The organism is Butyricimonas faecihominis (genome assembly GCF_033096445.1).
GTDB classification, from domain to species: Bacteria; Bacteroidota; Bacteroidia; order Bacteroidales; family Marinifilaceae; genus Butyricimonas; species Butyricimonas faecihominis.
The window spans coordinates 2831459-2856423 of the sequence record NZ_AP028155.1 but is presented as its reverse complement, the minus strand read 5'-3'; the positions used below and the strand labels follow the sequence as shown (position 1 = coordinate 2856423).

19 protein-coding genes and 3 riboswitches are annotated in these 24965 nt (G+C 49.3%); of the genes, 3 read left to right on the top strand and 16 right to left on the bottom strand.

Going from position 1 to position 24965, the window contains the following annotated elements:
* Positions 1-39 precede the first annotated feature (39 nt).
* The 6 genes from R8806_RS11915 to cobI form a co-directional block, all read right to left on the bottom strand.
* Positions 40-606, bottom strand: a complete 567-nt coding sequence (locus R8806_RS11915) for an RNA polymerase sigma factor (protein WP_158571808.1) — start codon at positions 604-606, stop codon at positions 40-42.
* Positions 607-690: 84 nt separating this feature from the next.
* Positions 691-2061, bottom strand: coding sequence for a redoxin domain-containing protein (locus tag R8806_RS11910; protein ID WP_124316941.1), 1371 nt, complete (start codon positions 2059-2061; stop codon positions 691-693).
* Positions 2062-2214: 153 nt separating this feature from the next.
* Positions 2215-3204 (bottom strand): aspartate-semialdehyde dehydrogenase, encoded by a 990-nt coding sequence (locus R8806_RS11905; protein WP_118303607.1) that lies wholly within the window; start codon positions 3202-3204, stop codon positions 2215-2217.
* 202 nt (positions 3205-3406) lie between these two features.
* Positions 3407-5167 (bottom strand): lipid A phosphoethanolamine transferase, encoded by a 1761-nt coding sequence (locus R8806_RS11900; protein ID WP_124316940.1) that lies wholly within the window; start codon positions 5165-5167, stop codon positions 3407-3409.
* Positions 5112-6284, bottom strand: a complete 1173-nt coding sequence (locus R8806_RS11895; RefSeq protein ID WP_124316939.1) for a BamA/TamA family outer membrane protein — start codon at positions 6282-6284, stop codon at positions 5112-5114. The genes R8806_RS11900 and R8806_RS11895 overlap by 56 nt, the downstream gene beginning before the upstream one ends.
* 59 nt (positions 6285-6343) lie before the next feature.
* Positions 6344-7045 (bottom strand): precorrin-2 C(20)-methyltransferase, encoded by a 702-nt coding sequence (gene cobI / locus R8806_RS11890; protein WP_317715691.1) that lies wholly within the window; start codon positions 7043-7045, stop codon positions 6344-6346.
* Between the two features lie 217 nt (positions 7046-7262).
* A riboswitch (cobalamin riboswitch) is annotated at positions 7263-7450 on the top strand.
* A 21-nt stretch (positions 7451-7471) separates the two neighbouring features.
* Between cobI and R8806_RS11885 the strand changes: the two genes are divergently transcribed.
* From R8806_RS11885 to R8806_RS11875, 3 genes are all read left to right on the top strand, one after another.
* Positions 7472-8623 (top strand): ABC transporter substrate-binding protein, encoded by a 1152-nt coding sequence (locus R8806_RS11885; protein ID WP_124316937.1) that lies wholly within the window; start codon positions 7472-7474, stop codon positions 8621-8623.
* A gap of 4 nt (positions 8624-8627) precedes the next feature.
* On the top strand, positions 8628-9674 hold the full coding sequence (locus R8806_RS11880; protein WP_124316936.1) for an iron ABC transporter permease: 1047 nt from the start codon (positions 8628-8630) through the stop codon (positions 9672-9674).
* Between the two features lie 178 nt (positions 9675-9852).
* Complete coding sequence (locus R8806_RS11875) at positions 9853-10863, top strand: ABC transporter ATP-binding protein (RefSeq protein WP_124316935.1); 1011 nt, start codon at positions 9853-9855, stop codon at positions 10861-10863.
* Between the two features lie 203 nt (positions 10864-11066).
* Here R8806_RS11875 and R8806_RS11870 read toward each other — a convergent pair whose 3' ends face one another.
* The 10 genes from R8806_RS11870 to R8806_RS11825 form a co-directional block, all read right to left on the bottom strand.
* Positions 11067-11282, bottom strand: coding sequence for a hypothetical protein (locus tag R8806_RS11870; RefSeq protein WP_124318440.1), 216 nt, complete (start codon positions 11280-11282; stop codon positions 11067-11069).
* 69 nt (positions 11283-11351) lie between these two features.
* Entirely contained in the window at positions 11352-12032 is a 681-nt protein-coding gene (locus R8806_RS11865) for a hypothetical protein (protein ID WP_124318441.1), read from the bottom strand.
* 216 nt (positions 12033-12248) lie between these two features.
* Complete coding sequence (gene cbiD / locus R8806_RS11860; protein WP_124317958.1) at positions 12249-14039, bottom strand: cobalt-precorrin-5B (C(1))-methyltransferase CbiD; 1791 nt, start codon at positions 14037-14039, stop codon at positions 12249-12251.
* Between the two features lie 293 nt (positions 14040-14332).
* The gene (gene cobM / locus R8806_RS11855) at positions 14333-16153 is read right to left on the bottom strand and encodes a precorrin-4 C(11)-methyltransferase (protein ID WP_124317957.1); all 1821 of its coding nucleotides are present in this window, start codon (positions 16151-16153) and stop codon (positions 14333-14335) included.
* Positions 16154-16157: 4 nt separating this feature from the next.
* Positions 16158-17342, bottom strand: coding sequence for a precorrin-6y C5,15-methyltransferase (decarboxylating) subunit CbiE (cbiE, locus tag R8806_RS11850; protein WP_124317956.1), 1185 nt, complete (start codon positions 17340-17342; stop codon positions 16158-16160).
* Between the two features lie 118 nt (positions 17343-17460).
* Positions 17461-17877 (bottom strand): endonuclease domain-containing protein, encoded by a 417-nt coding sequence (locus tag R8806_RS11845; protein WP_151412077.1) that lies wholly within the window; start codon positions 17875-17877, stop codon positions 17461-17463.
* A gap of 121 nt (positions 17878-17998) precedes the next feature.
* Positions 17999-19405 carry a precorrin-3B C(17)-methyltransferase gene (gene cobJ / locus R8806_RS11840; RefSeq protein WP_124317011.1) on the bottom strand — a complete coding sequence of 469 codons (1407 nt, stop codon included), beginning with the start codon at positions 19403-19405 and terminating at the stop codon, positions 17999-18001.
* 308 nt (positions 19406-19713) lie between these two features.
* On the bottom strand, positions 19714-21207 hold the full coding sequence (locus tag R8806_RS11835; protein WP_124317009.1) for a PepSY domain-containing protein: 1494 nt from the start codon (positions 21205-21207) through the stop codon (positions 19714-19716).
* Positions 21208-21214: 7 nt separating this feature from the next.
* Positions 21215-22141 (bottom strand): sirohydrochlorin cobaltochelatase, encoded by a 927-nt coding sequence (locus R8806_RS11830; RefSeq protein WP_124317008.1) that lies wholly within the window; start codon positions 22139-22141, stop codon positions 21215-21217.
* Positions 22142-22150: 9 nt separating this feature from the next.
* Complete coding sequence (locus R8806_RS11825) at positions 22151-24391, bottom strand: TonB-dependent receptor (protein ID WP_124317007.1); 2241 nt, start codon at positions 24389-24391, stop codon at positions 22151-22153.
* 56 nt (positions 24392-24447) lie between these two features.
* Positions 24448-24656: riboswitch (cobalamin riboswitch) on the bottom strand.
* A 44-nt stretch (positions 24657-24700) separates the two neighbouring features.
* Positions 24701-24902: riboswitch (cobalamin riboswitch) on the top strand.
* The last annotated feature ends 63 nt before the right edge of the window (positions 24903-24965 follow it).

Here is a 24965-nt window from a genome sequence, read left to right as displayed (position 1 = left end):
CGAAAGTGCTATATGCGGGTGACAGCTAGAGTAATTTTTTTACTTTAATATTTCTAGAATGTATATGAGAAGTAAACTTTGTTTTAAATTTTCTTTGAGAAACACGTAGGCTCTTTTCTTTTGCGTTTTTACCGTGTTGATGCTGATATTCAGTTGGTCGGCAATCTCTTGCACGGTCAAGCCGTCAATACTCAATAGCAAGATGTTTTTACGTTGTTCCGGTAATTGATCAATGACCACGTGTAATTTGCGGATAAGCTCTTCTTCGACGGCTTGGTAGAAATCAACATCTTCAACATCGTCTTGTTCTTTGCTCCATCTTTGTAATCTTTGATTATCGACATTCTTATCCCGGAGATATTTTAAAGCGTTATTGTGTACCGAACGGTATAGATAAACCGAGAGGGCTTTCATCTCTTGGAAATGGAGCGAAGAATTCCAGATGGAGATAAAGCATTCTTGAACGATGTCTTCCGCCACGGTTTCGTCTACAACAATTTTGGTCGTGTAATTGCATAGAGTCCCGTAGAAATAGCGATATAGCTCTTTCCATGCATCAGATTCTTTCTGATTTATCCCTTTTAAGAATTTCTCTTGACTTGACACGGTGTGATTTCCAATTGTTTTTGCAAATAAACAAAAACTTATTGAAATAAAAAAGTTGCGGCCCCATGCACGGGCCGCAAAAGTCTAATCTTGGATGGTCTCTTTGATAAAATCTTCCATGTTGGAAGACTGGAGAGGGGCTTGTAATTCTATGATCTTTCCAGCGGGATCAATGAAAATAAATTGAACCATGCTGGCAGCACTGTAATGACATTTCTGTAAAAAATGTTTATCGAATCCCGCGTAAAGATGAGTCCCGACTTGTGCTTCCTCGTTTTGTATGGTTTGAACCCAGTTGTCTTTTTTATTGTCAATAGACAAGTTAACCAAAACGATGTTTTTCTTTTTAAATAGAGGTTGTAGTTTTTTCAACTCGGAAAATTGTTGTATTGCGGGACTGACACATGGCCACAAATAGAGGCAAACATATTTGCCCTTGAAGTCTTTAAGGGAGAATTCTTTATCTGAAATATCAACGGCTTTAAAATCCGGAGCAGGTTGTCCGGGGGAAACTGCGGCCCAACTATCATACGTCTGCTGGTATTGGGCAAGTAGTTCTTTGTCTGTCACGTGTTTCCGGTAGAAAGCATCCAGTTCCGTACTTTTCTGAATTCCGGCATCCTTGATATAATTGTTGGCAATAATGGTGAGTAAATTCTGTTTAACTTGTTCATCTTTGGTGTTATTGTTGATGTACTCCATTTGTTTCATGGCTTTTTCGTAGGGAGTATGAATAGGCGTTTTACGACTCATGATGAATGTGGGAACTTCGGTCATGAGAGTGCGATATTGCCATAGGCACAATGAATTTAGGTCTTCTTCCAACCAAGCTTTAAGCTCGTTGTAATAATCATCTCCCGGGGTATATTCAATCTTTGCCATATAGGGGTGCATCCGGGGATAGTCGAGTAATGACAAGCCTAGCATGTATTTAATCCGATTTTTTTCGAGTTTGATGAATTTACTGCTTTCCTTTGTCAAGGCTGGTGTCAGGCTGTCTAACAATTGTTGATTCTTCTTTACTTTTTCTTTCAGCAATTTCACAAAGTCTTTTATGTCTAAAGCGAAGTCCTTATTCGCGGGCCCTGATATTTTCACGTTCTTCAAGTAATCGGCAATGTTTTCTCGCACTCCCTCCATTTTTAGTGTTTTCTTCATGCTTTCTCCGTCAAAGGATAATTGGATGTGATCTCCTTTTTCGGCATAAATCGTCTTCTGCTCGGCAAAGCCGTTATGGAGGGTTAAGTAAATCGCATCCATATCTTCGATACGATATTCTGCATGTCCTTTGTCATCGAAATCCATACCAATCATGGACTCTTTCAAGTAGGAAATGACAAAACCCATTTCCGGGGTTTTCTCCACATCTACGGAGAGCGTGATGTTGTTTTGACTTCTTGCAGTATGAGTACAAGAGGTTAGTGCGATTAGAAAAATAATAAACTTACATTTCATGTTACAAGTTTTAAATTTACAATGATTTTACGATCACAGAACACGTTATTAAATCCGGAACGGGTAGTTGCGGGTGACAGTGTTTATAAAAAAAATGAAGGCCGGCAAATAATTATTGCTGACCTTCATTTTTAATAATGAACTTACGGGTTCTTACAAAAGATCGTGTTTGTACAAGTATTCCGCTATCTGCACGGCGTTTGTGGCGGCACCTTTGCGTAGGTTATCGGAAACTACCCACAGGTTGAGGCTGTTGGGTTGGGAGAAATCCCGGCGTAAGCGGCCCACGAAGACTTCGTCTTTCTCGTTGGCTGTGATGGCCATCGGGTAAAGGTTCTGGGCGGGATCGTCCTGCACGATGATACCTTCTGAATGGGCGAGCAGGTCACGAAGTTCGTCAAGGTCGTAATCCTGTTTGAATTCGATGTTTACACTTTCGGAATGTCCGCCCATGACGGGAACCCGTACGGCTGTGGCAGTTACTTTAATCGTGTCGTCATTTAATATTTTGCAGGTCTCGTTGACCAGTTTCATTTCTTCTTTCGTGTACCCGTTGTCGGTGAATGAGTCGCAATGCGGCAGACAGTTCCGGTCAATTGGGTGAGCGTATGCTTTTTTCACCTCCCGGCCTTCCCGTTCGCCTTCGAGCTGGTTGATTCCTTTCAAACCGCTCCCGGTCACGGATTGGTACGTGGAAACGACGACGCGTTTGATCCCGTATTTTTTGTGAAGAGGGGCTAGGGTGACCAGCATCTGTATTGTTGAACAGTTCGGGTTCGCGATAATCTTATCTTCTTTGGTTAAGGTGTTTGCGTTGATTTCGGGGATCACCAATTTTTTCGTCGGGTCCATTCTCCAAGCTGACGAGTTGTCTACCACGGTAATTCCGGCTGCGGCGAATTGGGGTGCCCATTCCAATGAGGTGTCTCCCCCGGCAGAGAAAATAGCGAGTTGAGGTTTCATGTTGATTGCGTCCCGCATACCCATGACCTTGTAGTTTTTCCCCTTGAAGGTAATTTCTTTGCCTACCGAACGCTCGCTGGCTACCGGTATTAACTCTGTTACCGGGAAGTTTCTTTCTTCCAGAACCTGCAACATTTTTCTTCCGACTAATCCTGTTGCTCCTACTACTGCTACTTTCATCGTGTATAATTTGATTTAATGATTAGATTCCCTTTCCGGGAGTCTTTTTATGAGTTAGGTTATATTAACGCCTCAAAAGTAGTGAATAAGCATTGCTTGAACAATAGGGGCATGTTATTTTTTCAACAATCATACGGGATGTTAAATTCTTAACTCTTTTTAATCATCTAATCATAAAATCACTTAATAGGAAATCATAGAATCACTCAATTGAACAGTCCATTCCCCTTTTGAGAATCATCTCTTTATCTTGTTTCTTCAATCCGACCTCGTAATAATTCACGGGTTGGTCGTGGTCTCCGAGGTACATACGTGGTCTCCGGACAAAACCGGGATTGACGAGCGAGTAAGTGGAGTCAAAATAAGGGGTCTGAATCTCGGCCATATTCAACAGGGTATGGAAGATTGAGGCGTTCGAAGAAATGGGGGCGCTACTATTGTAACGTGCGACCTCGTACATCCTCGGCCTAGCGTCGATGTAATTATCCGAGAACCACATCAGGAATGGAATGTGTATCTGGTAATAGGTCGGGATCGGTGAGGCGTGCAGGAATCTTTTCCGGCTGTCGTCCAGTAAATCCTCCCCGTGGTCCGGCGAGTAAATCATGGTAGCATCAGCTCCCGAGTTCTTCAATATCCCGATCAGGCTGTGCAGGAAGTAATCCGTGTACAGGACACTGTTGTCATAAGCGTTGATGAGTTGGTCCTTGTTTTTGTACTCGACTTCCGTGGCGTTGGCCGGTTGGAATTTGGCAAATTCTTCCGGGTAACGTTCTTTATAGTTGAAGTGTGATCCGTAGGTGTGGAAGACAATAAATAGGTTCTCGCTCAACGAATCCACGTATTGCTGTATCAACGGGAGCATTTCTCCGTCGAATTTATTGACCGTGATTAACCCTCCGTCCGCTTGTGGACGTACATTGACATGAATGTCTGCCTCCGCGGCAAAGTAATCCGTGAATGATCGGTTCGGTGTCTGGTTTGACAGGAATATTGTTTTAAACCCGGCCTCTTTGAAGGCAGTTACGATGCTTTTATGCGTGTAGAGGTACTCGTAGTGGCAAGCGTCGGCGGCGGACAAGATGAGTGGTACGCTTTTGTGTGTCGTGTTAGATTGTGTTAAGGCATCTTTGTATAGTACCAAGTTATCCTCGTTTTTTAATAACGGGTTGGTTTCCCGATGATACCCCCACAGTTCCCAGTTTTCAGCCCTTCCAGCCTCCCCGATTACCAGCACGTATATTTCCCGGCGTTGATGAACGGAATCACGGGTGGCATGATAGACGAAATCTTTCGAGGTGACGGGGTAGTTCATGCTGCGGTTCCATTTCACTCCCGCGTAATATAGGTTATACATCACGTTTGCCGGGTATATATCTGTTTTTACCTCGTAGGTGTTATCCCGGTGTTTCTCGAAAGCGACCAGTCCGGAACCAATGATAAAGAAGATGATTCCCCACGTGATCATGTGCTTGCGGAATACGGCAGTACGTTTCACTTTATAGTGTACGGCAATAGAGGCCAGCACGATAACGGGGATATAAAGGACGCAGACAATGATAATGGAGGGCCATATATTTCCCAGCAATTCCCCGGCCTCGGAGGCGTTCGTGGTGGGTAGGTTCAGGAACATATCAACAGCGATGACCGACTCTCCGAAGAGATAGAACAAAACGAGCTGGAAGGCGTGTAAGATCAGTACCGGAATCAGTATCAATTGCATGAGGCCCGCCCGTTTGAACAGGGAGAACACGACCATGTAAACACCAAGTGGTAGCAGAATCAAGATCGTTTTGCCCAGTCCGGAGAGAGGTTCCGTGAAAAGCAGACAGAAATTCGGGACTAAATTCAATGCGATAAAGAGCCAAAACAATAGTTTTGGCCGTTTCACGAAATTCACGATCCCTTTAAAAAGCTTCGTTAATGCCGAAGTAGAATGCGCTGACGCCTTTGCCGAATCCATAATCTAATCTTACGTTTACTCTGTTTTTAAATTCCCAGCGATAACCTATTCCGTAGGTCGGCAGGGTTTGTTTCCACTTGAATTTGTCCATGTCGGGGAACACGTTTCCGGCTCCTGCCCATGCGGTGATTCCGTGGCGGTTGTATATCTTCTGGCGATACTCTACCTGAAATTGTATCAGGTCGTTGTCCCGGTATCTTCCCTCGTAATACCCTCGCATGGCGTATGATCCTCCCATGAGGGAAACCATGCTCCAAGGGGTATTCCCGTAGTTGAATGTTCCTTGTAACTGGCTGGCGAGTATGGCACCTTTCCACATTTTCTGGTAATATCTGAAATCCACGCTTGTGCGTTTGAAACTATCGTCATTTCCCAGCCATCCGGGGAAGAATTGTTGTTCCAGTTGGGCGAAAAAGCCTCTTGCCGGGTTCGGGATAAAGTCTCGCGAGTCATAAGATATAACGAGTCCCGGTCCGAAGGTGTTCACGTTTTTCTTGGCCCCGTTGAGGAACGTGATGTCATCGAAATTCCTTGCCGTGACATTGCGGAACATGAGGTTTGCCCCGGCGTACAAGTTGGGTGCGAGTTTGTATAGAAGTTCCAGTTTTACCTGTTGTTCCAATCGTTTGTACTCTGTCTTGTGATCCTCGTCTTTCCCCGCATCGTAGCCGATTCCCCAGTATTCACTGGGAAACGAGAAAAAGTACATATTGATGTTTGCCCGGAAACGGTCTTTCGGGAAAATCATGTTGCCCCGGATACCTAGCAGGTAAAAACCCGTGGTCGTGACATCCCCGTAAAGGGAAATGTTTGACGGGGAGATGGTTTTATCTTCCCGGTCGATGCGGAACAGTCCGGATGCGACCACGCCGAGTCCCAGTTTCGTGTCACTCGAAAAGTGCGGCCCGCCGATGATGGAGAAGTCGAATTTCTTTTCTTCTTTCACCTTGTTCGATTGCTCGAAATAACGATAGAGACGGTGAAAGAATCCATTCTTCAACGTGTCAGTTGTATTGTTCAGCGAATCTCTTGTCACGAGTTCCCCCGCCATGATGTCATGGAACGGGATAAACAATAAAAGGCATAACGACAATGCACATATTATTCGTTGAATCATATAATTAACCTGTAAAAATGTTTATAATCATTCATCTTGCGTCTTCTTGTACGCAATATCTATGCCAATTGTTTGCAAGGACGAATAATCATTAACGAGAAATAGGGGAAGTCTTTGCGTGTGATGTCGTTGTAAGCAGTCGTGTGTAGCTCGTCTGACGTGCCTACATTTTCGTAATAGTGGTACTCGTGGCAGGGACTTTTTTGCATGAAACGGTGTATTTCTTCCGTGCATTGCGAGAGTTTCATGATCACCACAACATGACCGTTGGAAAGAAGGGTGTCCAGTTCTTTGGCGGTGGTTATTCCCGGTAGGACGACGAGTTTTTCTTCTTGTTTCACAATGTGAAGGCCCGAGATGGCTCCTGCCGCAATAAAAGCAGGGACACCGGCCACGGTGGTAACGGGAAGGTTCATGGAAGCGAGTCTGTCGAACATGGAATTCACGGAAGAGTAAAAACCGGAATCCCCTTCCGCCGTGATGGCAACGTTTTTACCCGTGGCGACAAGGGATGCTATTTCCGTGCAAAGGGCATCATAGGCTTGATTGGCAAACGTGCGATCCTTGGACATGGGGACGTGGAAAAGTCGTATTCGTTCCATGGCCACGGGCAGGGCTTGCAGGATGTCCCGGGAACGGGATTTGGTCTGTGTGCCGGGACAATAGATAATGTCCGCTCCCTGTAAGGCTTTTAATGCCTTCAACGTGATCAATTCCGGTTCTCCCGGTCCCAACGATACTCCCACGATTTTTCCTTTCATGTCTAAATTAGTTTGTAAAGTTTATAAGGTTCATAAAGTTTATAAGGTTTATGGTCCCTTGTGAGGTGCTTAGTTCACGGCAACGGAAGTTGCCGACAGGCTTCGTCCGAAGGACACCCCGTTACTTTATAAGCTTTATGAACCTTACAAACCTTATGAACTCTTTTTCTTCGTTGCAAAAGTCGCTAAAAAAGGAATAGCCTCAAAATAATATTTATATATTTGCAGGCGTCTTGGTGCTTTCATGTTGGAAGAAAAGGGAATCCGGTGAAATTCCGGGGCTGTCCCCGCAGCTGTAAAGTCATTGCCCGTCCGAGAGGGCGGATCTTTTCGTTAGGCCACTGGTGATACCGGGAAGGGGAAAAGATGACAAGCCAGAAAACCTGCCATGAGACGTGATTAATTAATACTTTCGGAGGAAAAGAAATGAATGTAGTGCGTTTTTTTTATCTTTTATGCTTTTGTAGTGTTCTCTTTTGTTGCAAGTCGACTTCACGCAAACAGTCGTCGGGAGAACAGACCGTGAAAGAGAAGGTCGATACGGTTTCCCGGATTCATATTAAGTATGCTAAAGGTTTTTGGTTGGAGGAACGTGAGGGGTACGTGGTACTGAACATCAAGGACCCGCAGGAGAGTAGTCATACTCATTACCAGTACGCTTTGGTTCCGCGTGGATCGACGGTGCAGACCCCAAAAGATTTACCGGTGGTGGCGTTGCCCGTGCGGAGTGCCATTTGCATGACTTCGTTGCAGCTCTCCAATTTCATCAAGTTGGGGGCGATGGATCGGGTGGTGGGAATCACGAGTACTCGTTTCCTGTTTAACAAGGATATGCAACGGCAGGTGGACGAGGGGCTAACCCGTCGTATCGGTATCGAGGGAAATTTCGATAACGAGGTGATTATGAGTATTAATCCCGACCTGATGTTGATTTCCCCGTTCAAACGCGGGGGGTATGATGCCGTGAAAGATATTGGAATCCCGCTGGTGCCTCATCTCGGTTACAAGGAGATGACACCGCTCGGTCAGGCCGAGTGGATCAAGTTTGTCGGCCTATTATTGGGGATGGAGGACGTGGCGAACCGGGAGTTCGATCGAATCGAGCAACGTTATAACTCTTTGAAAGCGATGGTGGGAGAGGTGAAGTATCGTCCCGTTGTATTTAGCGGGGAGTTACGTGGGGGTGTTTGGTATGCCGTGGGAGGAAAGAGCTTTTTGGCGCAATTGTTCCATGATGCGGGGGCGGATTATTTCTTGAAGGATGATCCCCGTTCCGGTGGTGTGACGCTTGATTTCGAGACCGTGTACAATCAGGCAGAGAGTGCCGATTACTGGCGGATAGCGAATAGCTTTGCCGGGGAGTATTGTTACGAGGCCCTGAAGGCGCAGGACGAGCGTTACGCGGACTTCAAGGCGTTCAAGGAAAAACACGTGGTCTATTGTAATATGCGGGAAAAACCGTTCTACGAGAGTATGCCTGCCGAACCGGAAGTCGTGCTGGCGGATATGATACGGGTGTTCCACCCGGAAATCCTTCCTGATCATGAACCGGTGTATTATGATATTTTAAAAAAGTGAGCCGATGAAGAGAGGTAAGTACACGATACTCGTTTTTGCGATCACGATTTCCATTCTCGTGTTCTTGTTGTTAAACTTGTTGCTGGGTTCAGTGGCCATCCCGTTTCGTGCGGTTTGGAATATCTTGACGGGAGGCGAGGGAGATCCGGTGGCATGGCAGAATATTATATTGAAATCCCGTCTTCCCCAAGCGTTGACCGCTTTGGTGGCGGGTGCGGGACTTTCGATAAGCGGTTTGCAGATGCAGACGATTTTCCGCAACCCGTTAGCGGGGCCGTCCGTGTTGGGTATCAGCTCGGGGGCAAGTCTCGGCGTGGCGTTCGTGGTGTTACTTTCCGGTCAACTGGGTGGGGTGGCATTAAGTCGTCTCGGTTTTATCGGGGAGGTAGCCCTGTCGATTGCGGCTATCGTGGGAGCCTTGTCGGTGATGGGGCTGATCGTGCTGGCATCCCGGAAAGTGGCGGGGAGCGTGACATTGTTGATTATCGGGGTTATGATCGGGTATATCGCTAACGCGGTGATCGGGGTGTTGAAGTTTTTTAGCGTGGAAGAGGATATTAAGGCTTACGTGATCTGGGGATTGGGGAGCTTTGCCCGGGTTTCGGGTAACCAGATGATGCTGTTCGTGACGATCATGGCCGTGATTATCCCGTTATCGTTTTTGCTGATCAAGCCGTTGAATTTGCTGATGTTGGGTGATGGTTATGCCCGTAATCTGGGGTTGAATATCAACCGGGCCCGGGTGTGGGTGATTACCTGTGCGGGGGTGTTGACGGCAATCGTGACGGCGTATTGCGGGCCGATTATTTTCCTTGGGTTGGCGGTACCTCACTTGTGCCGGGCAATTTTCCAGACATCCGATCACCGGGTGCTGATGCCGGCCTCGATGCTCGTCGGGGCATCGCTGGCATTGCTCTGCAACTTGATTGCCCGCTTGCCGGGATTCGAGGGTGCGCTACCCGTGAATTCCGTGACGGCATTGGTGGGGGCGCCCGTGGTAGCGTCGGTGTTGTTTAGGAAGAGGAAAAGGCGAGATGCGGTGGAGTTTTAGGGATTCAGTGATTTCGTGATTTATGATTTTAGATTTACAACTACCCCCACCAGCTCCCCCTTGCATAGGGGGTGAGACGAACGAAAGAAGTCGCTTTTATGTTTCAATGTAGCGCATTCTCCCCCTGTGTAAGGGGGAGTTAGAGGGGGTAGTTAATACGTTTTCAGTTATAACAAGTATGAAACAGGCAACCATTCAATTAAGGAATCTGGCGATCGGGTACAAGGGAAAGAACGACACGAAGGTGGTGGCGAGCGATATTTGCACGGCGATTAACGGCGGGGAACTGACCTGTCTGCTGGGGGCAAACGGGGTAGGAAAATCCACGTTGTTGCGCACGCTATCCGCTTTCCAACCCAAGTTGGAGGGAGAGATTGATATTATGGGGCGGGAGATTGGCACGTATTCCGACAAGGAGTTGTCCCGCACGATTGGCGTGGTACTGACGGAGAAATGCGATGTCCGGAACATGACAGCCCGGGAACTGATCGAGATGGGACGCGCTCCCTACACGGGTTTCTGGGGTACGTTGCACGGGGAGGATCGGGAGATTGTCGAACGATCAATCGCTCTCGTGAAGATCGAAAATCTGGCGGATCGTATGGTTCACACGTTAAGTGATGGCGAACGACAAAAAGTGATGATTGCCAAAGCGTTGGCACAGCAAACGCCCGTGATTTTCCTTGACGAGCCGACGGCATTCCTTGATTTTCCAAGTAAGGTGGAAATCATGCAGTTACTTCACCAGTTGACCCGGGAGACCGGAAAAACGATATTCCTTTCGACCCATGATTTGGAGCTAGCCTTGCAGATCGCCGACAAAATCTGGCTCATGGATCGCCAACACGGCATCACGATCGGCACGCCGGAGGATTTGGCTCTTGAGGGACATTTGAGCGGTTTCTTCGCTCGCAAAGGAATTGTTTTCGACATGGAAACCGGATTGTTTCGCGTGGAAAACCAGTATTCATCCCAAGTGCGGTTAGTGGGCCACGGTCAGAAATACGCCATGGTGCGTAAGGCGTTACAGCGTAACGGCATCTTGGCAAACCGGAACGTGGAATCGAGCGTGTGGGTAGAAACGGGAGATTTAACAACTTCCGGTTTCCGGATCTGCCGGGAAGGGGAAAACGTGATTGAAGTGGGGACAATCGAGGAACTACTGGAACAATTGAAAATTGAAAATTGAAAATGAAAAAGACTACCCCCTTTGGCTCCCCCTTGCACAGGGGGAGAAACGAACGCAAGAAAGCGCCTCAATGTTTCAATGTAGTATGTCCTCCCCCTGTGCAAGGGGGAGTTAGAGGGGGTAGTTGGAAAGATTGGAGCTAAAAACTAAAAACTAAAAGATAAAAGTTGAAAATCTAGAAGGGTGATTTCGTGGGTGGAAATCTAAAATGAATAAACCTGTAACTTGCTGAGGGCAAAAAAATAAGGCAGATCCTTATTCAGATCCGCCTTATTTCTTTTGCGGTTATACACTTTCTTGGATTTGTGTACCCGGTTGATGTTCACCGGGTGGAGATGTTCTCGGATCTCCTCGTCCCGCCGGGCTTTTCTCATGGCTTTGAGGTAGTCGGCCCGGGTAATTTTAAATTTGCTTTTCATGCTTCAATTGTTTTAACGTGTTTCCAGTCACGTGTTTTTCAAGTACAAAGATAGCATTTATTTTCGGGATTATTCCGTGTCGGGAAGTGTGATCGCTTTATCCTCGGAAAAGGCCGTGTTATCTGCGCGTGCAAAGAATGGGTGGATACATACTTCACCGTCGTCATCGCGAAGGATGATTTCGCATTTCCCGTCTCTACGGGTAGTCCCGGTTTCTTTTTCGAGCGTGAAAGTGTCGCGGTAATCTGCATAGAATATACCTACCATCATGCGGTCTGTCGGGGCTGCGGAGGGTTCATCCCGCGGATCGTCCCACGTGATGGAGACAAGCGTGCCGTTCCGTGTCGCTCGTAGGTTGAGGGGGAGGGCGAGAGGGCCAAGACTGACTTGAAAACCTTCCATATCAAGAATTTTCCCCTTTTCGTCTAGGTATTTATAGTTGGTTGATTGTATCAGGTTATCATCGGTCATCCCTCGTTGGGCCGCGGCAATCTTCCAGACGGGTAGATCCCCAAATCTCTTGCGAATGAAGGCGAACATGTAGCGGGCAAAGGTGAATTTGGTGTTATTTTTCCTTTGTTTCGGTGTTCGATCAGGGATAATGTTGCCGTTCTCGTCTTTTCTTATCTTTTTCTTGAGAGTAATGCGCTTACTCGGGCAGGCTTGTAACTTGCCAAGCCTGTAATAATAGGTGATGCCTCCCACTCGGAAGCGTTTTTTCGGGGTTAACGAGGTGCCTTCTACTTGCATGATGATGTTTTTAGTGTTTTCGTGCGTGATTCGGAGATTCTTAAACTATTCACTTACTTCCCTCCGGTCCTTCGCTAATGTAAAAATAATCATTTAATTTGATATAAACAATACTTATACTGTATAAGTAGTATATGAATAGTAGAAGAGCAGTAGAAGAGCAGTAGATAGAGTAAAGAGAGGCCAAAGAAGAGCCAGCGAAGGATTGGCGAAGAGCTATCGTTGGCTATGTTCGGGAACTAGCGTAATATCTAGGCTGGCGTGTGGAAGTAGTGGACGGCAGACGGCGAGACAGCGATCAACAAGTAGGGCGAAAAAGGCCGGGGTGTCGGCAAAAAGTTCCCAAAGTTCACGGGCAAGGGTTATTCCGGCGATGCGGGCAACGCTTTCCGGGGAGCAGTGGCTTTCACGGGCGAGGGTGGCGATGAAGTCCCGGTTCATGATGACGTTGCGGCTATGCGTGTCCAGATGTCCCTCGGCGAGCTTGACGGCTTTACCGATCATGATGCCCATCGTGAGGTGGGTGATGCCTTCCTCTTCGGCAAGACGGAGGGTATCTCCGATATAGTTGCCGTAATGTACGAAGGCTTGCGGTGGGAGGTGGGGAAAACGGGAGCGGAGATAATTTTCGCTCTTGGCTCCGGAGTTGATAACGAGTTCCGTGCATCCAAGGGCCCGGGCAACTTGGATCTCTTTGCGTATGGAGTTGACAAAAGCCTCGGAGGAGAAGGGACGGACGATGCCGGAAGTACCGATGATAGAGATTCCCCCGGTAATACCGAGTTTGGGATTGAAGGTTTTTTGAGCGAGTTCGCTACCTCCGGGTACGGAAATGCGGACGGACACGCCGGACAACGTACCATGAGTGCGAAGCAACCGTTCGATCTCACCGGTGATCATGCGGCGGGGTGTTGGGTTGATGGCGGGATCGCCAACGGGTATGCCGATGCCGGGAAGGGTGACCGTACCGACGCCTTCGCCGGGCAGGAATCGCACTCCGGGAATGTCTGTGAGAGAGACGGTGGAAAAAATGGTGTAGCCGTTCGTGACATCCGGGTCGTCTCCGGCATCCTTGGTAACCCCGCAGGTGCAACTATCTTTGGTGAGAACGCACGAACTGACGGGGAGCGTTACCGTTTCTCCATCGGGAAGGGTAATCGTGGCGGAGTGTTGTGGAATTCGTGAAAGAAGGCCTTCGAGGGCAGCACGGGTGGCGGCGGTGGCACACGAGCCGGTGGTGAACCCGCTACGGAGAGGGTAAAAACCGGGAAGGAGGCGTTCCACGCGGTAGCGCAAGCCATGTTCACCGTTCACGACGTAGAAACTGTCGGGGAGCGGCGGACGGCGAATGACGATGACCGGGATGCCCAGTTGCCGGGCTGCGGTGATTTTTTCCTCGTAGTACCCGGATTCACCGCTTTCTTTGGTAAGGATAGCCCCGGGACGTAGCTGGCGGAACAGGGTTAGTTCGTCCTGTCCCTCCTGCCAGAAAAGGAGGTTTTCCGCGGGAAATCCTGCCCGGTGGGCGATCTCCCGGGAGTTATCCCGGTCGAGGACACGGAAATGGCAGGGATGTTTTTCCCAGTAACGTTGTAGTTTGGTTATGGTCTGGACCCCGGAAAGGGCCAACAGATCACGTATTTCGTGAGATTCGAGGTAATCAATGGCGTCATCGAAGGTGTCACACCACACGAGCGATTCGTCTCGTGGCGGATAACGACGTTCGAGGCGAATGACGGGCAGATCCAGTTGTTCGGAAACGGCAGCCACGGTGGTGTGGAGCAAAGAGGCGAAGGGATGGGCGGCGTCGATGATGAGGTGTATGTCGTGTGTCGAGCAAAATTCCGTCATGGCGTCATGATCCATGCCTCCCGCTACCCGGGTCCCATGTTTACATTCGATTTGCTGGGCATTGCCACGGGTGGAGTAGTAGTAGGGACTACCTGCCTCATCGAGTACTTTTACCGCTGTTCTTCCTTCTGTTGTTCCTCCGAAAATGAGAATCATGACGTTTTAATTTTAGATTTAAGATTCCAGCCACGCAAGGCCTTGCTAATTTTAGATTTTAAATTTTAGATTCCAATCGGGATTCGCCTTTGGCGAGTTACAGGTTTCTTTTACTTTTATCTTTTAGTTTTTATCTTTAACCTTTTCGACTACCCCCTCTAACTCCCCCTTACACAGGGGGAGGATGCGCTACATTGAAACATTGATACGATTTCTTGCGTTCGTTTCTCCCCCTGTGCAAGGGGGAGCCGGTGGGGGTAGTTTTTTCATTTTCAATTTTCAATTCTCCATTTTCAATTTCTAAACAGGTGTTTGAACTGGTGTGAATAGAGTTTCGACAGGCCTTGTCGGTTGTCGATGGCGTCACCCACGACGATCATGGTGGTGAGGGTGAGGTTATTCTCTTTCACGATCTTCGCCAAGTCTTGCAATTCTCCCCGGTATATCCGCTCGTCTTTCCACGTGAGATGGTAGCAGGCGGCGACGGGGGTGGTTGGCGGGTAGTGTTGCATCAGTTCGGATTGCACTTGATCAACGATAGAGGCACTGAGAAAGATGCACATTGTGCTTTGCGAACGGGCCAGCAGGTGGAGTTTCTCTTTTTCCGGCATCGGGGTACGCCCTTCTCCGCGGGTAAGAATGATTGTCTGCACTTTTTCGGGGATGGTGAACTGTGACTGCAAGGCCGCTGCCGCTGCAAGGAAAGAGGATATACCCGGTGTGATGTGGTAATCCATGCCGTATTCGTCAAAGAAAGCCATCTGTTCCTGAATGGCTCCGTAGATGCAGGGGTCCCCGGTGTGCAGGCGCACGATAAAGAGGCCCCGGTCATAGAATTCTTTCATGAGAGCGAATTGTTCTTCAAGGGTCATGTCGGCAGAACTGCGCACGGTGGCACCGGGTTTGGCGTAGTACGTGAGTTCCACGGGGACAAGACTGCCGGCGTAGAGGATGAGGTCGGCTTGTTCAAGGAAGTACTTGCCTTTAACGGAGATCAGTTCCGGATCTCCGGGGCCGGCCCCGACGATCTCGATGAATCCCCGGCGTTCGACAGTACGATTCATGGCAACGGCAAAAGTAAAGTCATTGCCCTCACTGAGTTTACCTTTCTGTTTTTCAAGGAGCAGACGGGTATTCCCGGTAGATTTCAGGGCGGCGGCCTCGGCGACGCTGGGGGAAGAAGTTACTTCACGTACTTTCTCCGAGGGGTTGGGAACGGAGATGTTCCGGAGTTCGTCGGGCGAGTACGAGTCCATTGAAAGTATTAAACTGTGAGTAAGAAGGTCGACAACAGGTTCATCCTTTTTGATGTCAATCGTCGCGAGGTTCGTGAGACTGGTCGGGGAGATTCCCGCCTCGATAAGACGTGCGGTGATGTATTCCCGTACACCCGACGGGTCACAGTTTTCCCGACACCCAAAACCGAGGGAAAGCACGTGTGGGCGATAGTAGAGGGTTGGGATAACGACGGGGTAGATGAAGGGGCTGACGATGAGCAGGGCCTCGTAACGATTCTGGTCTATTTCCTGAAAGGAGTTGTAAATGTCGACGTGAGGCGGTGCGGTACGTTCGAGGTTCCGGGTTCCGCTATCTTGGATGTCTAGGAGTAGGGCCACGGGACGGCGGTTGACGAACTTGTAGATGATTTCATTCATCGGCCCGACGGGTTCCGGGATCCATCCCTCGAACCTTTCGTGAATGGTGTCGAGGGCCCAGAGGTCGTTGTTGTCGCTTTGGGTGGTGATGACGGGGACGGCTCCGAGTATGGCAGCGAGCCGACGAGTAAGGGCATTGGCCCCACCGACGTGACCGGAGAGGACAGAAATGGCGTTCCTACCCATGGAGTCGATGCAGACGACGGCGGGGTCCGTGTACTTGGATTGCGTGCAAGGGGCGATGGCCCGGACACAGATGCCGAGAGCGCCGATAAAGACGAGACCTTCGTAGCGGGTAAAGTTGGTGGCGATGAAGGCCGGGATGGAGTCGATGGAGGTACAGGGATTTGCCTCTCCTTCGCCTGCGTAGAATAGTTCTGTTCCGGGAAGTTCCCGGTGTATGGTAAGGGCTGGTGCCAGTCCTTGACGGGAGGCTATGATGATGGCTATTTTTTTCATGGGATTATATTTTTTGTGCTTTCATGATTAATATGGGGTTGTGGTCATCGATGGCCACGTGTTGGGTGCTGACGAGAGTGAAGCCGTGTTGTTTGACGGTTTCGGCGAATAATTCCTGACTTTGCTTAGAGACGGAATTGAAGACGATAATTCCGTCCGGGAGCAGGTGTTCGCTGACTTTCCGGACGATTTGATCCATGTGGCCGCCGTGGCCGCCGATGAATACGGCGTCGGGGGCGGGAAGGTCGTCTAGTTCAGCCTGCAGGAAGTCTCCGATGCGGGTGATGATGCCGGGCGTCCCGAAACGGGCAGCGTTGAGTTCCATGAGGCGCTTGCCCTCGGGGCGTTGCTCGAAAGCCACGACGTGCAGGTGAGGGAACTGGAGTTTCGCCTCGATGGAGACGGAACCCGTGCAGAACCCGATGTCCCACAGGGTTTGATGGCGACGAAGATCCAGTTGTGCCAGCGTGAGCAGGCGGATCGGTGCTTTCGTGATCATGTTGACACGTCCGTCGAGCAGTTCGAAGTCGCTTTCGGGAATGCCGAAATGCCGCTGACGCTCGTACGTGCGGTAGAGAATGAGGCAGTTCGGGTGGCGGAAGGTGAGGGCCGTGGCATCATCGGGAACGAGGACGCGGACGGTTTCGGTGTCACTGCCGAGGGCTTCACCGACGTACATGATGTAGTTGTCATACCCGTAACGGAGCATACGTTCGGCGATGGTGGTCGGCGTGTGTTCCCGGTCGGTAAGCACGCCGATTTTCTCCTGTCCCTCGATGAGTGCTCGGTCGAACTCGTGCCACGGTCTCCCGGTGAGGGAAACGACGTGCATATCATGGTAGGGGAGCAGGAGGCGGTGAGCCAGTGTCTGCAAGGAGTTGAACGTGGGAATCAGGGTGATCTTGGCGTCGGGGAGACGTTTGAGTACGGTGTTGGCGAAACCGAAAAAGAGTGGGTCCCCGGAGGCGAAAACAACGATGTCCGGGTGGTTCTCGTATTGGCGGAACACCTCGTCCAGCGGGACGGTGATGTCGATCCAGAGGTGGGCCTCCGGCAGGTTGTCACGCATGATCTCGTGGTGCCTTTTCCCCCCGGAAAAAACGTGATGGGTGGCGATGGCCGCCCGGGCCTGTTCCGGTAATTCGGGATGATCCTTGTCATCTATACCGATGATTGTGAAGTTATTCATTTTAGATTTAATAATTTTAGATTTAACTCTCTCCCGGTTCCGCCGTACTCCCTCTATAAACAGAGGGAGAGTTGGATTACTCACCATCTTCGGGAATGGTTACCAGCTCCTCCTCTGTTTATAGAGGAGGTGGCAGCGTGGCTGACGGAGGAGTTTGTTGCGTTCCTTCAGTCAGTGCTATCCTTATCGTTTCGAGTATATTTTCCGGTTGTTCAAAAATTAGCTTGTTTTCAAAACGGAGAGTACGGATTCCATGTTTTTGCCAAAGAGATTCTGTCCGGCGTTCATCATTATATCCGCCATCGGGAGTGAAATGACTTGCCCCGTCTAATTCAATGCAAAGTCGGGCCGCCGGGCAATAGAAATCGAGAATATAGGTTTCGATACTAAATTGTCTACGCCATCTTAAATTATTTATTTGTCGTCCCTTGAGGAATTTCCAAAGAGTCGCTTCCGCTGGTGTTCCGTGCTGGTGTAGTTCCCTACGAATGTCCCGTTGTTTTTTCGTGTTGTGGGTAATTTTTGGGTTTGTCATGGTTTATCTTTTATGTTGAACTCCCTCCCCCTTCGGGTACTCCCTCTATAAACAGAGGGAGAGCTGGGTTACTCACTGGCTTCGGGAAATTTTCAATTTTCAATTCTCCATTTTCAATTCCTCAAAGGTCTCTTCCCGGTCGTAGCTGTGCGGCGTCATCGAAACAAAGGATGGCGTTGACGAGGGTGGCGGCGAGGTTACTACCTCCCTTGCGCCCCTCGATGACGAGCTTGGGTAGACGGGTGAAAGATTTCAGCATATGTTTGGATTCCCGAACGTTGACAAAACCGACGGGCGCACCGATAACACCGATCGGATGGGCCTTATCCTGACGCATGAGCTTGCATAGTTCCATGAGGGCCGTGGGGGCATTACCGAAAACGTAGAGTGCTTCGGGATGTTCTTCCACGGCAAGGCGTATGCCGGCTTGTGTGCGGGTGATTTTGAGACGGGATGCCATTTCTGCCACGCGAGGATCGTCGAGGTAGCATTTGACTTCAATGCCGAGACGTTCGAGGGCTCCCTTGCGGATTCCGGAGGCTGCCATGGTGACGTCGGTTACTATCATGCGTACCTTGCCATCGTGCAGGGCAGTATGGAGTGTTTCCACGGCGTCATTGTCGGTGTAGAGAATGTTCTCCATGTCGAAGTCGGCAGTGGTGTGGATGGCGTGTAACAACGCCCATTTACGGCCGAGGGGGATGTTTTTGTCCCTTAATTCGGATTCGATAGTGCGGAAACTGCGCATCATGATTTCCTGCCCGATACCAACGTTTTCGGTACATTGTTCCCGGTAGTAACCGCGGGGAGTGATGATCTTGTCATTCCACGTGTAGGACTGAGAGTTTCCGATGATTACAATCGTGAACATATCGATCTCTTCCGGGTTGAAATCATGTAGTGTCGTGATCTTGACTTCTTGTTCTTCACGTCCGGCTTGGCGGATGTAGCCGACAGGGGTTTCCGGTTCGCGGTATTTGAGAAATAGTTCTTTCAGGCGATAGAGTTGCCAGTAGCGTCCCTCGCTTTTGGGGTTGTAGACGGCAGTCACGAAATCGGCAGATGCGGCGGCTTCTATGCGACGCTCGATCTTTTCCCACGGGGTCATGAGGTCGGAGAGGGAGATGATGCAAAAGTCATGCCCGATAGGGGCTCCCAGTAATGCGGCTCCTTTCTGGAAGGCGCTGATCCCGGGAAGAATTTCTACCTCAACATCACTCGCTTTATCCCGTTTCATTTCAAGAACGAGGGGTGCCATCCCGTATATTCCGGCATCTCCGGAGCTGACAACACAGACGGTGTGTCCTTGTTCGGCATACTCGAAGGCAAGGGCTGCCCGGTCTTTCTCTTTTTTCATCCCGGTATCGATGCACTCCGTTTCGGGGCGGACGATGGATCGGATGAAGTTAAAGTAATATTTGTAACCCACCACGACGTCCGATTGCATGATGGCTGTCCGTACGGCTGGGGTAATGTCTTCCTCGCTACCCGGCCCAATGCCGGCGACATATATTTTTCCGTGTTTCATAAATAAAGACGTTATTTCGAGCAAAGTTACGATTTAGTTTGTAAAGTTTATAAGGTTTGTAAAGTTTATAAAGTGACGGGCGTCCTTCGGACGGAGTTTTGGGCTGTCCAAGAAGTCATTTTATATCAAAAAACTCCTCCGTCACTTCGTGCCACCTCCTCTATAAACAGAGGAGGAGCTGGTGACTTTCCCTGAAGACAGGGAGTATTTCAACTCTCCCTCTGTTTATAGAGGGAGTACCCCGAAGGGGGGAGGGAGTTTGAAAAATGACTTTTTGGACAGCCCAAAAAAGGTACCTGCGGGGGACACTACTTTATGAACCTTATAAACTTTACGAACTTTATAAACCTGTTTTTGAGGTATTTCACCGAAAGTACGATTCCCGTGAAGGAGACAACAGCACCGCCAAGGAGAAGGGTCCAAATGACCACGGTCCATAGTGCGGGGCGCTCGACGAGAAATTTGATGTCAAGGGTGTGAAGACCACGGTAAAGCCAGCGTTTCCAGCGTCCGTTGGTGTCGTAGTGAACGGGACGGAAAGATTCAAGGTTATAGTAATAACAGTCCTTCGCCTTGTTGTCGAACGTGACCTTGTAGACAGGGAGCGGTAGAGGACGACGACGGGATATATAGTAGTTGTCGTACTCGTTCATCTTGGTGATGGAGTAGGTGGTTGAGTCCCCGGCGAGGCGTTTGACGGCAGCGAGGATCATCTCTTCCGTGATGCGGAAAGGACGAATCGTGTCAGTGGAGGCGTCTAAGGTCACTTCCTTGCTGACCGTGCGGAGACGATAGAGGGGAATACCTTGGTAGTGGGTCCACTCGATGGTTTTGACAGGATCATCCGGAGTAGCGGTGAGGGTAATGGCTTTTCGATAGTCCAAGGCATAGTCGGTAGGTGACGGGGCTTGTCTTTCAGCCGGGCTTTGGCGGAATCCGCGGGAGTCCTGTTTGCCGAAGAGCCACGAAGGAAGCGGAGCCATGGACATATAACCGCTCAGTATCCACGTGAAGACAAATATACCGAAGAAGAAACCCGTGATGTGGTGCCACTTGAACCATCGCTTCTTGTACGGGGAGCGAAGAAAGCCTTTCCGGCGAGCGAGCCAGTAGGAACGTATGCCGAGAACGAATCCGGTAAAACACATGAACATTCCGAGATAACATGCCCAGTACATGAATTGTGTCCAAAGATTCTGGTTTTCCCGGATAACGGTGAAATACACCCAATGGGGAATGGCTCCAAACCATGCCCAGAAACGATTGTCGGAATCGGTAAACTGCAGGATATTGGCGGTTCGGGAAGAGACGTAAAGCTGGTATTTTTCCGGACCGTCGAAGTAGAATTTGTAGATGGGAAATTCCCGCTTGTAATGGGCGAGGGGGATCCATTGGTCGAGGGCGTACAGGGTATCCACCCGGGTAATCTTTCGATCGGCACACCAGCGAGCAGCCCGGTTTTCACAGAGTGCGTAGTTAATAACGGGAGCCACGACATTCGTGTCCGCGTATAACTCAACGCTTTGACGTCCTCCCCCTATACTGAATACGGGATCTCCATAAGGGTTGTTCAGGGAGAGTCCGCGGGTTGGCGTTTTGGCCGGGAGGCGGAGTAACACGTCTTGGATGGCGGGCAAGCCATTCGTATCAAGAATTTCCGCACGAGTGAACCGATCTTCTTGGCTTACACGGGGAAAGGAGTGGTAGATCATCACGATTCCGGATATGAACCATGAAAAGCACAGGATACAGAGAATTAACCCCAGTATCCGGTGGATATGGATAAACAATTTGGTTAACATGGGCGGGTTAGTCTATATCGTCTGTTTTCTCGTATTTCTTTTTCTTCACGGTGATGTCTTCCCGTTGGTGTTTGGTGGCGAATTTCACGTGTTGGATGAAAAGTTCCTGTATGGCGGGATATTCTCCCAGTCCTTTGAGCAGGACGTTTACTTTATAGCCTTTCTTTTCCAGTTCGTCTTTCCAGTCCCCGGCGATGTCATTCTTGGCATGGTCTCCGGCCACGAACATGAAGGGTATCAAGGTCACTTCTTTTGCCTTATTCGCTTCGAGTTCGCGGATTACATCATCCATCGTGGGGTAACCTTCGATCGTTCCCACGTGGTAGTTCTTGTGTCCTTGAGCTTTCATCACGTAGTCGAGCATCCCGTAGGTTGAGTTTGCCGGGTGGTAGGTCCCGTGGCATACGAAGACGCAATCCCCTTTTTCCTTGTCCTTGATTGATGCGGCAATCGCTTTTACCACGGCTTGGTAATCCTCGGGAGAATGAAGAAGAGCTGTCCCTAAGCGAATGTCTTTGAACTTCGTTTGGTATGATGCAACTTCTTTTTGCAGGGCTTCCATTTCAATTCCTTCGATGATGTTCGTGGGTTGAAGGATCAAGTGGGTATAACCGTCGGCAATCAGTTTGTCCATGGCCTCGGTCGGATTCAGTTTGACCATACCTTTCTCTTTGAGGCGGCGCATGATCATGCGGGAAGTGTAGGCTTCACGGACTTCCACTCCGGGGAATGTTTGTGACACTTTTTTGTTAATGGCCTCGATGGTCAAGGCTCGGGTGTCATCGTGAGTTGTACCGAAGTGAACCATGAGAATGGCTACTTTGTCATTAGGACCAAGAGTCTTGAATATATCGGAATGTTTGAAACCACCTCCACCGTGGGCAAATGTGAACAGACTTGTCAATAAAAGTAGAGCTGTAAATATGTTTTTCATGATGTTTGTTTATTTGGTGAAACGAATAATGAGACTGGCAAATAGTGTGCGTCCGGGGTTTAGCGTGGCATAGTTTACCCCGCTGGGGCGATCGTCCGTCCAGTCAAAGATGTTGTCAATCCCGGCGTTGATTTCGAACAGGAAGTTACCCACGGGAGCGAAGGTGTGGGTGGTCGCCAAGTTCCAGAGCTGGTACTTGGGGGCGCTGACGTCGGTGTAAATGTCTTTCCCGGTTGTTTTGTCCGTGGTCTTTTTGTAGATGTATTTTGAACCTTGCATTCTCCCGTTGATGTTGGCCCGTAGTTTGTACTTGTTCCATTCATGGCTCCACCCGGCCCGGAAGGTTGCCGCGTGGCGTACCGATTCGCTCAGGCGGCGTCCGGAATCATCGGCGGCATACACGCAGTTGTAGGATCCGGCGGCAGAAAACCCGGCACCCAAGTAGCTATTGATCGTGACATCGAAGCCTTTGATACTGGCTTTGTCGAGGTTGTGGTACACGTTCCGGGTTTTTATCCCGTTCGCTTTATCCTCGTCGGTAACCCCAACGTCGTATTTCTCGATGATGTCTTTCACGTCGTTGATGTACCCGTTGACAGAGACATTCAGATATTTCCCGGCATATTCCACGTTGATGTTGTAGTAGTTTGCTTTTTCCGGTTTCAGGTCTGGGTTCCCGATGGTGATAGCCCCGCGGGCTTCGTAATCGTAATATAGTTCTTGTATGCTGGGGGTTTTAAAACCGGCGGCGTAGGATGTTCTGAAATTGAAGGAGCCGAGGGTGTACATCAAGGCTATTTTCGGGGTAAAGCGGTTCTTAAACATCTCGTTGTACACGTAGCGGAATCCCGGCAAAATTTGCAGGTTTTTCCAGAGGCGAATCTCGTCTTGCGCGTACAGGGCCAGCGTGTAGATCTCTTCCGGTTCTTCGAGGTTTCCGGGGTTTTTCATGTAGTCGTTCGTGTACTCGGTACCTGCGGAAATTTTGTTGTATGAGCCTAGTTTAAACACGCCTTTCAGGTTCCCGTTGTAGTATTTCTGGCGTTTCGTCAATTCCTCGTCCCCGATGCGGAAGGTCGTGTCTTTTTTACTGACCTGTGCCACGGTGTACAGTTTGTTGTATTCGTAGTTGTCCATGTAGAGGTCCAGTGCGATGTAATCGGTGGAGTTTAGCTGGTAGCGTCCGCCCACGCCGATGTTGTAGTCCATGTAGGTTAGGTCATAGGTGTAGCCCCCGTCATCTTTCTTCTCCTGCACGGGACGGTTTACTTCCCGGTCAAAATATCCCCCTTGGGCGTACAGGCTTAGGCTTTTCACCGGGGCGTAGGTGAAGCGTTGATTGACAATGTTGGAATGGAACTTGCTGGAAGCTTCTCTTCTCGTGAGTATGGCTGTGTCCCCGTCAATCTCGTAAGGGCTTAATTGCCAGCCTCCCATCTGTCTCCTTTGGTAGGAGGTGGAAGAGGTGAATTTACCAAAGTGTAGGTCTATGCTGGCATTTTGCGAGAAGCTGGATTCTCCCCCGAAACGGGTCTTGGATTGCACGCTGATCGGGTCTTTCGGTTGTTCCGTGATGATGTTGATTACCCCGGCAATAGCGTCGGAACCATAGAGTGCGGATGCCGCTCCTTTCAGTATTTCGATACGCTTGACCCGGCTCATGTCAATACGGGAGAGGTCGGTGTTGTTGGACACGTCCCCGGCCACTTTTTTGCCGTCGACAAGGATGAGGATGTATTTGTTACTCATGCCGTTCAGCGTGAAGTAGGAACCCATGACGGTGGGACGTATGTTGAATGAAGGATTCAGTAACAGGAGGGCATCTTCGAAGGAGTTCACGCCCGCACTTTTCAAGTCAGTACCGCTGATGACCTCGATGGGTACGGGAGAATCTTTCAAACGGCGGTGTGTTCCCGTTCCCGTGACGACAACTTGATTCAGGTTTACCGGGGTGGCCGTGAGCCGGAATAGAATGTCGTTTTTGTTGCTGTTGACTTTTATCGAGGCAACTTCGTAGCCTGAATAGCTTGCCCGTAGCGTGTACGTGCCATCCGGAATATTTTCTAGAATGAACTCCCCTTTGTTGTTGGTGGCAATCCCTATGCTTGTTCCGACCAGACGAACGTTTGCACCGATGAGGGCTTTTCCACTCTTTGCATCTGTGACTTTTCCTTTTAATGTGATCTCTGCAAACGAGGTACTTACCAAGGCTAACATGAATATCATGCCTAGCATTACAATTCTCTTCATTAGATGATGATGTTTTAAATGTTTATAATAGTATTCCTGACCCCGAGAATACGCTATTACCTATGTTTGTCTTGGCAGGTCTCCTGACTACGCCTAAGAAAAATACCTTCCCATCCGTGTGGACAGTGGTGTAAGAATCTTTCTTTGAATCTCCTTATCCGGAGAAACGGGCATCACAGTAGCGGGCACTGTTCCGGATTCTAACCGGCTTCCCTCTTGTGTGTTAATTGGGCATCAACACATCACCTAAGACGAGACAAATGTATATAATTTTTTATAAAAGGTTGTTGCCGGATGAAAAAAATGTATTACTTTCGCACCAAGTTTTGGTGCGGAACCTTCGGTCATGGAGGTAACGCTTAATAGGGAACCCGGTGTGAATCCGGGACTGTACCCGCAGCTGTAAGTTCCTTTACAAGGGATTTTGTACTTCAAATGTCACTGGTTATAAACTGGGAAGGCAACAAAATCCGGAACAAGTCAGAAGACCTGCCGAACAAGATAAACCATAGCTTTCGGGAAAAAAAGCGAGAGGGAAAAAGACGGATTTTACCTTAGACTCATGTTGCCCAAA